The organism is Streptomyces decoyicus (genome assembly GCF_019880305.1).
GTDB classification, from domain to species: Bacteria; Actinomycetota; Actinomycetes; order Streptomycetales; family Streptomycetaceae; genus Streptomyces; species Streptomyces decoyicus.
Genome location: NZ_CP082301.1, coordinates 7,631,170 through 7,643,692 on the forward strand (window position 1 = coordinate 7,631,170; position 12,523 = coordinate 7,643,692).

Annotated in this window: 11 protein-coding genes; 8 read left to right on the plus strand and 3 right to left on the minus strand. The window is 69.9% G+C overall.

Going from position 1 to position 12,523, the window contains the following annotated elements:
* The first annotated feature begins 1 nt into the window (after nucleotide 1).
* Complete coding sequence (locus K7C20_RS33230) at nucleotides 2-1,459, plus strand: SulP family inorganic anion transporter (RefSeq protein WP_030079882.1); 1,458 nt, start codon at nucleotides 2-4, stop codon at nucleotides 1,457-1,459.
* A gap of 270 nt (nucleotides 1,460-1,729) precedes the next feature.
* Nucleotides 1,730-2,698 (plus strand): SAM-dependent methyltransferase, encoded by a 969-nt coding sequence (locus K7C20_RS33235; RefSeq protein ID WP_030079880.1) that lies wholly within the window; start codon nucleotides 1,730-1,732, stop codon nucleotides 2,696-2,698.
* A gap of 131 nt (nucleotides 2,699-2,829) precedes the next feature.
* On the opposite strand, the gene K7C20_RS33240 is transcribed toward K7C20_RS33235, so the two are convergent.
* The 3 genes from K7C20_RS33240 to K7C20_RS33250 are packed head-to-tail and all read right to left on the minus strand — an operon-like array spanning nucleotide 2,830 to nucleotide 5,235.
* The gene (locus K7C20_RS33240) at nucleotides 2,830-4,080 is read right to left on the minus strand and encodes an erythromycin esterase family protein (RefSeq protein ID WP_030079878.1); all 1,251 of its coding nucleotides are present in this window, start codon (nucleotides 4,078-4,080) and stop codon (nucleotides 2,830-2,832) included.
* Nucleotides 3,983-4,624: a phosphatase domain-containing putative toxin gene (locus tag K7C20_RS33245; RefSeq protein ID WP_063781253.1), complete on the minus strand. Its 642-nt coding sequence runs from the start codon at nucleotides 4,622-4,624 to the stop codon at nucleotides 3,983-3,985. Before K7C20_RS33245 ends, K7C20_RS33240 begins: the two co-directional genes overlap by 98 nt.
* Complete coding sequence (locus K7C20_RS33250) at nucleotides 4,621-5,235, minus strand: MBL fold metallo-hydrolase (RefSeq protein WP_078952927.1); 615 nt, start codon at nucleotides 5,233-5,235, stop codon at nucleotides 4,621-4,623. Before K7C20_RS33250 ends, K7C20_RS33245 begins: the two co-directional genes overlap by 4 nt.
* A gap of 192 nt (nucleotides 5,236-5,427) precedes the next feature.
* Here K7C20_RS33250 and K7C20_RS33255 point away from each other — a divergent pair, with 192 nt between their 5' ends.
* The 6 genes from K7C20_RS33255 (at nucleotide 5,428) to K7C20_RS33280 (ending at nucleotide 12,503) form a co-directional block, all read left to right on the plus strand.
* A complete protein-coding gene (locus tag K7C20_RS33255) occupies nucleotides 5,428-5,568 on the plus strand; it encodes a hypothetical protein (protein ID WP_160328696.1) in 141 nt (46 codons plus the stop codon).
* Nucleotides 5,569-5,866: 298 nt separating this feature from the next.
* Nucleotides 5,867-7,996, plus strand: coding sequence for a putative PEP-binding protein (locus K7C20_RS33260; protein ID WP_053208712.1), 2,130 nt, complete (start codon nucleotides 5,867-5,869; stop codon nucleotides 7,994-7,996).
* Nucleotides 7,993-8,973 (plus strand): ABC transporter ATP-binding protein, encoded by a 981-nt coding sequence (locus K7C20_RS33265; protein WP_030079870.1) that lies wholly within the window; start codon nucleotides 7,993-7,995, stop codon nucleotides 8,971-8,973. Before K7C20_RS33260 ends, K7C20_RS33265 begins: the two co-directional genes overlap by 4 nt.
* A gap of 14 nt (nucleotides 8,974-8,987) precedes the next feature.
* Nucleotides 8,988-9,737, plus strand: coding sequence for an ABC transporter permease (locus tag K7C20_RS33270; protein ID WP_030079868.1), 750 nt, complete (start codon nucleotides 8,988-8,990; stop codon nucleotides 9,735-9,737).
* Entirely contained in the window at nucleotides 9,724-10,551 is an 828-nt protein-coding gene (locus tag K7C20_RS33275; RefSeq protein ID WP_030079866.1) for an ABC transporter permease, read from the plus strand. Before K7C20_RS33270 ends, K7C20_RS33275 begins: the two co-directional genes overlap by 14 nt.
* 29 nt (nucleotides 10,552-10,580) lie before the next feature.
* Nucleotides 10,581-12,503: a RiPP maturation radical SAM C-methyltransferase gene (locus K7C20_RS33280; RefSeq protein ID WP_053208713.1), complete on the plus strand. Its 1,923-nt coding sequence runs from the start codon at nucleotides 10,581-10,583 to the stop codon at nucleotides 12,501-12,503.
* The last annotated feature ends 20 nt before the right edge of the window (nucleotides 12,504-12,523 follow it).

Sequence of the window (12,523 nt, forward strand, 5' to 3'; positions counted from 1 at the left end):
GATGCTCTCCACCCTCAAAAAGACCGCAGACCTGCGGCGTGACGTCCTCTCCTCCCTCGTCGTCTTCCTGGTCGCCCTGCCCCTGTGCGTGGGAGTGGCCGTAGCCTCCGGAGTGCCCGCCGAACTCGGCCTGATCACCGGCATCGTCGGTGGCCTGATCGTCGGCTTCCTGCCCGGCAGCAGCCTCCAGGTCAGCGGTCCTGCCGCCGGCCTGACCGTCCTGGTCTTCGAGGCGGTCCAAGAATTCGGCCTCGGCGTTCTCGGGGCCATCGTGTTGATCGCCGGTCTTGTCCAACTCGCCCTGGGAGCCCTGCGGTTCGGGCGGTTCTTCCGTGCGATCACGGTAGCCGTCGTCCAGGGCATGCTGGCCGGCATCGGACTGGTTCTGATCTTCGGTCAGCTCTACACCATGGCCGACGTCAAGCAGCCCCGCTCCGGGATCGACAAGATCTTGGGAGTGCCACACCTGGTCACCGAGATCGCCACCTCCAGCGATGCGCTGACCGCGTTCGCCATCGGGGCGGCCACCATCGCCGTGCTCGTGCTGTGGAAGAAACTCCCCTCCCAGGCCCAGATGGTTCCCGCACCGCTTGCCGCGGTCGCCCTGGCCACGGCCGCTACCGCGGTTGCCGGCTGGTCCGTGCCCCGCGTCGAGGTACAAGGACTCCTCTCGGCCATCCAGCCGCCCGGCATGGCCGACTTCACCTCGCTTGCCAGCCTCGCCGGTCTCGGTACGGTGCTCGCCTTCGCTCTCATCGCCTCGGCCGAGAGCCTCTTCAGCGCCGCCGCCGTCGACCGCATGCACGACGGCCCACGCACCGACTACGACAAGGAACTGATGGCCCAGGGCGTGGGCAACACCGTCTGCGGCATCCTCGGCGCCCTGCCCTTGACCGCGGTCATCGTGCGCAGCGCGGCCAACGTCCAGGCCGGGGCCAGGACGAAGCTCTCCCGCATCCTGCACGGACTGTGGCTCGTGCTGTTCGCCGCCCTCCTGCCCGCCGCGATCGGCATCATCCCGCTGGCCGCGCTCGCCGGGGTCCTCGTCCATGCCGGCTGCAAACTCGTCCCCGTCAAGGACCTCCTGCCCCTGTGGCGCGCGCACCGCGGCGAGGCCGTTGTCCTGGCCATCACCGCGATCGCCATCATCACCACCAACATGTTCGAAGGCGTCCTCCTCGGCCTCGCCCTCGCCGTGATCAAGTGCGCCTGGGAGACCTCGCACCTCCACCTCGACGTGCACGAGGCGACCGGTGGCCGGCTCATCGTCACCCTCACCGGTTCGGCCACCTTCCTCCGTCTGCCCCGGATGCTGGAAACCCTCGAAGCGTTGCCCAAGGACCGCCCGGTCGAGCTGGACCTCTCCGAGTTGCGCCACCTCGACCACGCCTGCCGTATGACGTTGGAGAACTGGGCGGAGCAGCGGGGAACCACGATCGGGATGCTCGCGAAAGTCTGACCCCGGCCACGCATGCCGAACGCGCGGCCTGCGGGCAGCCGGCCCGCACAGCAGACGCGCATGACTCATGCACGGTGCTGCCCCTCGCCCGGCATCGGGCGAGGGGCGGAGCGGCGAGTCGTCACTCAGGGTCGGAATCGCGGCTGATCGAGCGGGCTGCGGGCCCCGGCCCGGTGTGTAGCCGAAGGTTCTGCCCCGAAACCAGTTATCTGGAGCGATGGTCTGCGCTGGCCGACCGACCTTCGTTGCCGAAATGGACTGGTGGGCACTGTGGGACACGAAGCGAAGAAGAGAACCCCCTACAAGGGCACATCGTCGAAGGCGATCCTTCATCAATACGACTTCTTGGGTGACTTCTACCGGCTGACCCTGGGACCCGAGCTCGTCTTTTCCTACGGCATGTGGGAGGAGGACGACACACTCGACTCGGCTCAGGTCCGAAAGCTCGATCACCACGCCGAGGCGGCCCGCGCCGTGGGCGCGGAACGTGTGCTCGACATCGGCTGCGGGTACGGCAGCCTCCTGCGCCGGCTGGTGGAAACCCATCACGTCGAGCACGCGGTAGGGATCACCATGAGTCCCGCCCAGGCCGCGTGGGCCCGTGACCAGCACTGGCCGGGCTGCGAGGTCCGGGTCGAGAACTGGTTCGATCACGAACCGGGCGGGCCCTATGACGCCATCATCGCGATCGAGGTGATCGAGCACTGCGCCGGGAACACCATGTGGCGCACCCAGCGCGTCGCCCGGTACCGGGAATTCTTCCAGCGCTGCCATTCCTGGCTGCGGCCGGCCGGGCGCCTGTCCGTACAGGCCAACGCCTGGAACGAGCGCGGGTGGCTCGCCTCCCTGGTACTGCCTCCCCAGCAATTGACCCCGGACAGGAGTGGCGGCACCCGCGAAGGTCTCGGCTTCAAGGACATCCTCGGCGGCGTCAAGAACGTACGCGAGGGCCTGCACGCATCGCGGAAGGTGTACCCCGAGTGCTTTCTGCCGACCCGGGACGAATTGATCGAAGCCAGCCGCGGCTTGTTCGGCATCGTGGAGGAGCGGAGCGATCCTGACGACGGCGTGGCCACGGTGCGCAGCTGGTTGGAAAAGGCAGAGGCCAACCGCGTACGCGGAGCGGAACTCATCGGGGAGAGCGCGGTCTCCGACATCATCCGGGAGCAGAAAACCGCCCTCAGGTTCCTGCGCGAGGGCCGCTTCACCGTCGTCCGCATGGTCTTCGAGAAACTGTGACGCCACCGCCCCCCAACTTCGGCACACGAGGCCTGCGCACCACCGGCACCGCTCAGCGCCCGCCCCGAGCCGAACCGATGTGGAAGCTGACCTTGGTCGCGGCGCTCGCCATATGCCCCGAGCGGCGGTGCTCAGGTCTCCATGGGCGGCAGGAGGCGGGAGCAGGTCGAGCGGGCGACGAACGCGATGCCGTCGTAGTCGTCGGCCGGCACGAGCGGTGCCACATGGAGGCGATAGACGAACCGCGGCACGTGGGCACCGAAGCTGCGCTGCATCTGCGGGGCGCGCAGCCACTGTGCGGCTTCGGGCGACGGGCCGGCGGCGCGCAGGTCGGCGTAGTAGTCGCCGGGTACGGCGCCCGCGAGCCGCGCTTCGACGGACCGCATTCCCGTACCGATCCGGTGCCGGCGCGGCGGGCCCTGAAGGTCGTGGCCGCGGCGGGCGAGGAAGGAGCCCTTGCCGAAGAGCAGGGCCAGCGCGTAGTAGCCGTCGCCGTAGCGCTCCCGGAGTCTGCTGCCGAGTGCGGGCACCCCGTCGCCGTACGTGCCCTTCGCGAGGTGTCCGTTGTGCGCCCAGACGATGACGCGCGCCTGGGGGCTGCCGTCGACGAGCCGGGACACGGCGTCGGCCATGTAGCGGTCACGGACGGCGAACACGCTGTCCTCCCCGGAGCGCAGGTCGGGCGAGCGGGTCACCAGATCGGCGGCGCGCACGAGGATCCGCGCGTGCTCCAGGGCTTCGTCCGCGGCATCCACCGTGGTGCGCCGGGCGAACTTCTGCCGGTGGTCCTCCAGGAAGCCGGCAAGAGCCTCGGCGCGGCGCAGGAAGGCCTGCTCCGGGTCGGGCCGTGAAGCGGGGTGGGCCCGCGCCGGCACCTCCAGCTCGCGCACGTCCTCCGCCCGCTCGGGCGCCACCTGGCGCAGGAAGGCGGCGACGGCGTCGACCGAGTCGGCGCAGCGCTGCGGATCCGTGCCGACGAAGCGCACCCGCCGGTCCTCGGGGAGCGCGCGGTTGTGGGCGCGCAGCCACTCGACGAGATCGAGCATCTCCTCGGTGCGCCAGGTCCAGAAGCCCAGGCGGGTGATGAGGCGCGCGGGGTCACCGATACCGTGCCGCACATACGCGTCCAGGGCGCGCGCGGCGGACGCGCTGGCCTCCATGGCGAGGGTGGTGAAGCCCGCCTCGCGCACCAGGAACTCTATGATCCGGTGCTTCAGCAGAAAGAACTCGCGGGTGCCGTGGGTGGATTCGCCCAGACCGACGATCCGCGCGTCCCGCAGAGAATCACCCAGCGGTCCGAGGTCCTCGGGCGGACCGCCCGGGGTCAGCGTGCCGAGAGGCCTGACGTGCTCGGTCAGCCAGCGAGCGATGTTGTCGGGCACTGTGGTCCGTTTCCTCCTCGGGGCCCTGCCCGCCGGGAGAGACGAGGCGGAAGAGCTCCAGCGACCATGCGCGCTGTTCCTCGGTGTCCGGCACCTTCGTCCCCCGGGACCGTTCCATGGACGCCCAAGCCGCCTCCGGGGCGATGCCGTTCAGGATGAGCACGGAGACCGCGATCAGGGAGGACCGGCCGATGGCGCAGCGGCAGTGCGCGACGATGTGGGATCCGGCCCGCAGCTCTTCGGCGAGCTCCTCCAGAACCGGCAGCACGGCGGGGGCCGGCGGGACGGTCAGGTCGGGGATGGGCAGCGGGACGAACCGCAGTCCGGCTGCCCGCGCGAGGCGGGGCTCGTCGGCGAGACCGAGTTCGGCGCGCTCGGCGTCCGGAAGGGCGCACACGAGGGTGTCGGTGCCCACTCCGCGGAGGGCCGCCATATCGGCTGCCAGGTGCCGGTGGCCGCGGGGGCGGGCCATGGTGCTCAGGCGTCCCGGTTGCTGCGGACCGGTGACGGTGAAGAGGGTGGGGGCGGTGGCCGGCTCCGTCATCGGGCGGTCGCGCCCGGCAGGAGCCGGCGGTAACGGCCGCCGCACTCGTGGGTGAGCCAGCCGTTGAGACTTCCCAGTCCCCGCTCGTTGACCTGCCCGTCGTGGATGCCGTACGCCCGTTCCGGCTCGACGGCGTGCACGAAGTCGATGGCCTCTTCCGTCTTCATCCATGACCCCTGGAGGGGTACCAGCAAGGTCTCCACCGGCCGATCGGGGACGTGCAGCGAGTCACCGGGGTGGTAGAGGCGGTCCCCGACGAGGTAGCCCAGGTTGGCGCAGTCCGGGAGGCCGCCGTAGATGCGCGCGTGCTGCCCGCCGTGGGCGGTCACCCGTAAGCCGGCCGCGGTGAATTCCTCGCCGGCTCCGACACCGGTGAAGTCCAGGCCCGGGATGCGCGCCGCCTTGGGCGCATAGACGGGGATGCTCAGCTCCTTGAGACGCAACACGTCGACGTGATCGGCGTGTTCGTGGGTCACCAGAACCGCATCCGCGCCGGCGAGAGCCTCGGGCTCGCTCCAGACGCCGGGGTCGATGACCAGTGTGTCACCGCCGTCATGTTCCAACCGGACGCAGGAATGGGTGTACTTGGTAATCCGCACTTGCCTGAGCATAGCCGGAGGGCCCGCACATTCCTTTGAGAAATGGCTCGAAAATGTCGCTCGATGTTCGGGTGTGTTTCCGGGGTGAGCAGCGATAAGGCAGCGGCGCCACCTCCCCTCGGGGTGGGTGATATTTAGTCAACTTGGCCTATGCGAGGGGCAGTTGACCTTGCGGCCGAGGGGCATCCTGCTAGCGTGCTGGCCATGGATATATCAAACGCGAATGGCGAGGAGCTGGCCGACCTGGCCGAGCTGGAGTTCTCTCCGATCACCCCGGAGGATGCCGATGACCTGGACGACCGTGTGTACCTTCTCGGCGTCCGTTCCGAGTTCGTGAAGCGCTAGGACCCTGTCTTCAAACCGCCCCTGATCCTGCCGGGGGCATGTCGTCAGAGGTTCGCCACCGGCATCAGTAACGGACCTGCCTCGGGAGATGGGGATTCAGAGCGTGGTCAATGATCATCTGCCGGTCGGCCTTCCTGCTGATTCAGCATTGCGGCTGCCGGTCGATGCCGCTGACGACGCCATCCATGAGGCAATCGCCGCACTCGATCCCGGTCATCGCATCGGGAGCGCGGATGACCCCGTCTTCCTCACGGCATGGCTTCCCTGCCTGAAGGGAAGTTGCTTGTCCTTTCTCGGAATGAGCCCTGTCAGTCAACAGTGGCTGGCAGGGTTCGCCGGTGCCGGCTTCGCCGCGGCACGCCGGGCCGAACTCTGCGCCGCCCTGGCCGTGGTGGATCCCGATGCCGCACTGCCGAACGACCCCGTCGAGCAAGTGACCACCCTGGTCCGGGCACTGACCAGGCACGAGGCGCGTCCGGCGCAGTTCCGCCTCGGGCGACAACTGCTGTGGTGCGGGCCCGACGGAGGCAGTGGAATCGCCTGGTCCTGTGATCCGTCGACCGGCCGGCCCGACGTGACCGGTTCCTATCTCGCGGGGGCCTCCGGATCCCAGCTGCTGACAGCGGGCGGCGCGGATCTCGCCGGACTGATCGACACGCAGCCCTGGGGCCCTCAGCTGCAAGAGGCGATCAGCACCGCCGAGGCTGCACTCGACTGGCCGGTGAGGGTGGAATTCGTCGTCGAACACGGCCGGGCGCACCTCATCAGGAGCGCACGCGCTCCGCTGCACGGTGCCGCTCGCCTGCACACCGTGGCCACGCGGTACGAGCAGGGCCGGCTGACGCCCGCACAGGCGGTTTCGCTGGTGGAGCCCTTGGACGTGGAGAAGACGCGTACGGCATCGGTGCAGTCCCTCGGTCTGCCCGTGGCTGCGCGCGGCCTGGGCGTGTCCCCCGGCATCGCCACCGGCACCGTCGTCTTCAGCGCGGCCGCGGCCGTCGCCGCGAAGGCGGACGGCGAGCAGCCGGTGCTCGTCCTGACCGAGTCGAGGCCGGAGGATCTGCCGGGTCTGCTGGCCGCGACGGCCGTCGTGACCGAGCGGGGCGGACAGACGTCGCACGCGGCGGTCGTGGCGCGCGGACTCGGGCTGCCGGCCGTCGCCGCGCTCGTCGACAGCGTGCTGGACGGCGACGGGAAGGGCCTGCGCACTACGCGCGGCGACACCCTCCATGCCGGTGACCGGGTGACGGTGGACGGCTTCGCCGGGTCGATCCGTCTCGGCGGCGACATGCAGCGTCCCGCCGAGCGGCAGACCGCCGCGGAGCTGCCCGGCTGGCTGGACGAGGCGCTGTCCGCGCTGCCCGCGCGGACCGGCATCGCCGTGCGGGTGAACGCCGACACGGGCGCGGACGCCGCCGCCGGGCGGGCGTTCGGCGCGACCGGAGTGGGATTGTGCCGGCTCGAGCACATGTTCCTCGGCGAGCGCCATCAGATGCTCCAGCGGGTCCTGATGGCACGGCCCGGCCCCGACATGACGGAGGACCTCGCCACCGTGCACGCCCTCCTGCGGGCGGAAATCACGGACGTGCTCAGCGCGATGGACGGGCTTCCCGTCACGATCCGCCTGCTCGACCCCCCGCGTCACGAGTTCCTCGCCGACGTGACCGGACTCGCCCTGACCGCGGCGGCGACCGGCGCGCCGGCCGACAAGGACCGACTCGACGTCACGCGTCGCCTGCACGAGCACAACCCCATGCTGGGCGTGCGCGGGGTGCGGATGGGCGTCCTGCTGCCCATGCTGACGGCCGTACAGATCCAGGCGCTGCTGGAGGCCACCCTCGCGTTGCGCCGCGCGGGCCGTGACCCCCGGCCCGAGCTGCTGGTTCCCATGGTGAGCACGCCGACCGAACTGGACTTCGTCCGGGGCCTGCTCGACGACGTCTGTCTCCGGCTGGGCACCACACGGGCCGAGGCGGGCCTGTCGCTGGGCGCCATGATCGAGACTCCGCGGGCCGCGCTGCTGGCCGGGCCGATCGCCCGCCGTGCGGACTCCCTCTCCCTGGGCACCAACGACCTGACCGCACTGGTCTGGGGGCTGTCCCGCGATGACGCGGAACAGCATGTGCTGCCCGCCTATCAGGACCTCGGGCTCCTCACCGCATCCCCCTTCGCCCAGCTGGACACCGAGGTCGTCGGGGCCTTGGCACGCCAGGTCGCGGGCCAGGCACGAGCGGTACGCCCCGGCATCACCCTCGGAGTCTGCGGTGAGCAGGCGGCCGGTCCGGCGGCCGTACGGTTCTTCGCCGAGGCGGGCTTCGACCATGTCTCGTGCGCGGCCCCCCGGGTCCCCCTGGCCCGGCTCGCCGCCGCGCGGGCCGCCGTGGCCGAGGGCGCGGCGGACATGTACGCGAGGGGGGAAGGACGTTGAGCGAGCCGGCCATCGCCGTGGAACACCTCGGCCGCACCTTCACCGACCGTCGCCACGAGATCGTGGCGCTGCGGGACGTCAGCTTCCAGGTCGGGGCCGGCGAGATCGTGGGCCTGCTGGGCAGCAACGGCGCGGGCAAGACCACCCTCACCAAGATCCTCGCCACCCTGCTGCTGCCCACGACCGGCTCCGCTCGGATCTTCGGCCACGATGTCACCAGCGATCTGCGCGAGGTACGCCGTATGACCGGCGTGGTGCTGGGCGGCGACCGGGGCCTGTACGCCAAGCTGTGCGGCCGCGACAACCTGCGGTTCTTCGCCATGCTCGCCGGAGTGGGCCGGCGCGGCCTGAGCGCGAAGCTGGACGCCGCGCTGGAGCAGGTCGGCCTGGTCGGCGCGGCCGACCGCGCCGTGGAGACCTACTCCAAGGGCATGCGTCAGCGGCTCCACATCGCCATCGGCATGATCGCCGAGCCGCGCGTGCTGCTGCTCGACGAACCGACCGTCGGCCTCGACCCGGTCGAGGCCGAACGACTGCGCGCCGCCGTCGCCGCACTGCGCGACACCGGGGTGTCCGTCCTGCTCACGAGCCACTATCTGCTCGACATCGAGCGCCTCGCCAGCCGGGTGATCATTCTCGCGGACGGTACGCTCGCGGCGGATCTGCCGGTCGAGGAGTTCGCCCGGCAGGCGGGCTACACCGCCACGGTGACCGTGCGGGGCACCGGCAGTCCGCCCGACGGCGGTGCCGTGTCGTCACCCGACATCGCGGTCGGCAGCGTCGACGTGGCCGAGGGGGCATGGACCCTCCGACTGCACGTCCGTGACTGGAGCGTCGGCTCGTTCGGCCTGCTGGAGCAGGCACTGGCCCATGTCAGCGTCCTGGACGTCAGTATCGAACCGGTGCGGCTCGAAGACGTCTACTCGCATGTGGCCGCGCGTCTGGCGAACGGCATCCAGGTCGGTGAGCCGAGGTGAGGGGCGCTCTGTGGATGTTCCTGACCGCGGCGCGCATGGAGCAGCGGGCCATGCAGCGCAATCCGCTGCTGCTGGTCAACTCCGGCATGCTGCCCGCCGTGTTCCTGGTCACCGCGGTGGAGACCGGCCGCCCGGCTCCGGACGACGCGGCGGCGCTCGTCGTGGCCGTGGCGCTGACCGCGCTGTGGGGCTCCACGGTGTGGATGAGCGGAGGCGTGCTGCGCCGTGAACGCACCTACGGCACGCTCGCCCGCTGTGTCTCCGGAGTGTGGTCGCCGTACCTGGTGCTGCTGGGCAAGAGCCTGGGTGCCACGGTCACCAGCGTCGGGGCGATCCTCGTCAGCACCGGAGTCACCGCGGCGGCGCTGGGGCTGCCGCTGAGTGTGTCGCACCCGGGGTGGATCGTCGTGTCGCTCGTGGTGCTGGTGTGTTCCGGCACCGCCCTGGGGGCCCTCGTGTCGTGCCTCTTCCTGGTGACCCGCAACGGGCTGATCTGGTCGCACGCGTTGATGTATCCGGTCTTCGCCCTCGGCGGGCTGCTCATCCCCGTGGACGCGCTGCCCGAGTCGCTGCGCTGGGTGCCCGATCTGATCAGCCTGCACTGGATCAAGGACTGCATGGTCGGCGCGGCCACCGGTGACGTCACGATCGCCCCGCTGGGCGTCGCGACGCTGCTGACACTCGTCTACTTGTCCGTCGCGGGGTTCGCCTACCGCTGGTCCGTCGCGTGGTCCCGGAAGGAGGGAACGCTTGACCTCGCATGACACCGCCCCGGCGGGCGACGCTGCTGCTCCGGCCCGCGCCTCCCTGGTCTGGCGGGCGGCCGAGGCGGCCCGTATGGGCTGGCTGGAGTACCGCGTGGTGGAGACACCTGCCGGTCTGCTCGGCGCGACCCTGCCGCGCGGCGTGCTCCAGATCCTCTTCTTCACGACGCTCGCGGGTGTCCTCGCCGGCCCCGGGCACCGGGAGTACGCCTTCGCCGGATCGTTGGTGCTGGTGTTGAGCGGCACCAACGTCAACGGTGTCGTCGCCGTGCCCGTCCTGGACAAGCAGTACGCCACCTTCGCGCGGGTCCGGACCGGCGTGCTGTCCCCGACGGTCACCCAGATCGCCCGTGCGCTTCCCTACCCCGTCATGGGCTGGGTCCTGCTCGTCGTCCAGGCGGCCATCGCGGCGCCCCTCCTCGGCATGACGGACTTCGCGCTCCAACTGCTGCCCTGGACGTGGGTGTACGCGCTCATCGCGCTCACACTCAGTGTGCTCGGGCTCGCCGGCGCCACGATGTCCGTCGGCAAACGGGCCGACGTGGTGGCGCCGAACGTGCTGTCCTATCTGGTCATGCTGTGCAGCGGCGCGATCGTCCCGCCGGGCCGCGTGGCGTGGGTGGACGCGATCGGCCAAGTGCTGCCGGGCCGGCACGGCCTGGACGCCATCCGCGCGGGGATGGCCGGACGGCCCTGGCTCGGCGACCTCGGGCTGGAGGTCGCCGCCGGCCTCGGGTTCACCGTCCTCGCCGCGCTGTCGATCCTCGTACAGGCCCGGCGCGCGAGCAGACTCGGCCACGACGACTTCGAGTGACCGAAGTGCCCACACCCGAGGGGGATCCGATGAGCCTCATCCGCCTGCCCCTGGCCGTGCGTACGGAGCAGGACGACGCAGCGTCCGGTTCGCCGCCGCCCAGCAGGTGTCTGCGCATCGCGCTGGTGAACATGCCCTGGGCGCGCATTCACGCGCCGTCCATCCAGTGCGGACTGCTTCAGTCCCTCGCCAGGAGGGCCGGGCACGAGTGCGACAGCCACTACCTCAACATCGAGTTCGCTTCCTTCTTCGGCAGCAAGGCGTACGACGCGATCGCCAACATCGCATCGGAGCGGCTGCACTTGATGGGGGAGTGGCTCTTCTCCTACGCCGCGTTCGGTGAAGTGACCCCGGACGACCAGTACTTCGGGGAGTATCCGGAGGTGAAGTCCATCTGGGACGAGCTGACCGGCAAGGGCCTCGACGACCTCACCGAGATGCGCCGCCGGACGCTGCCGGACTGGATCGCCGCATGCGCGGCCGAGCCGGCGTGGGGGGAATACGACGTCATCGGCTTCACCTCCACGTTCATGCAGAACACGGCGTCCCTGGCACTAGGGAAGATGATCAAGAAATTCCACCCCGACGTGACGTTGGTCTACGGGGGTGCGAACTTCGACGGGGACATGGGGGCCGAGTACGCCAAGAAGCTGCCATGGCTCGACTACGTCGTGGCGGGGGAGGGCGACATCGTGTTCCCCGCGTTGTTGAACAACCTCGCCGACGGCACGGACACCCCGCTGCCCGGTGTTCTGCGGTACGCCGAAACGAACCTGCCGCCGGCAACCGACGCCGAGCGCCCGCAGGTCCTCGACCAGCTTCCCACGCCGGATTACCGAGACTATTTCACCTGGCTGGAACGCTTTGGCCGAACGCAACTCCTGGGCCGGGCCCCCGTGCAGCTGCCGGTCGAATTCTCCCGGGGCTGCTGGTGGGGCCAGAAACACCACTGCACTTTCTGCGGTCTGAACGCGCTCGGCATGGCGTACCGGTCCAAGTCCGGCTCCCGCGCGTTCACCGAGCTCACCGCGCTGCTGCGCGACTACCCGGTGGTGCACGTCGACACGGTGGACAACATCCTCGACATGGGGTACTTCTCCTCGCTCTGCGCCCAACTGGCCGAAGCACACTGGGACGTGAACCTCTTCTTCGAGTCAAAGGCGAATCTCACCCGGGAGCAGCTCGCGACCCTGAGCCGGGCCGGCATCCTCCGTATCCAGCCCGGCATCGAGAGCCTCAACACCCATGTGCTGAAGCTGATGCGCAAGGGCGCGACCAAGCTGATCAATATCCGCTTCCTGAAATGGGCCGCCTACTACAAGATCGACGTCTCCTGGAACATCTTGGCGGGGTTCCCCGGGGAAACCGAGGAGGACTACGCGGAGCAACTGCGCCTCCTCCCGCTGCTGCACCATCTCCAGCCACCGGGGGGCTGCGGGCGGATCTGGCTGGAACGCTTCAGCCCCTATTTCACCGACCCGTCCTTCCCGATCAGCGAGGTCCGGCCCCGGGCCAGCTACGGCCATGTCTATCCGGCCACTCTGGACCACGAGAAGATCGCGTACTTCTTCGACTACGAGGTGTCCGGCACCTGTTCCCAGGAGACGGTGGCTGCCCTGAACGCCGCTGTCTCGGAATGGCAGAAGCGGTTCTCCGAGGCGAAGCCCAGCCTCGTCTACCAGCGGCTGCCCGGGAAGCTGACGCTGATCGACCGCAGGACCGACCAGCCCAAGCGGGCCGTCCTCGCGGGCTGGAAGGCAGAAGCCTATGAATCCTGCGGAGACGCGCCCCGCGGCGCGGCGGCGGTCAGCAGGCAGCTGGCGGCGGGGGACATGTCCGTCTCCGAGGACGAGGTGGCGGCGTTCCTCGAACAGTGCTGCCGAGCCGGCGTGATGGTGTCGGACGACGGCAAGTACCTGGGGCTGGCGCTGCCGGAGAACCCCGGCTGGTAGGCGTCGTGGCCAAGCGTCAA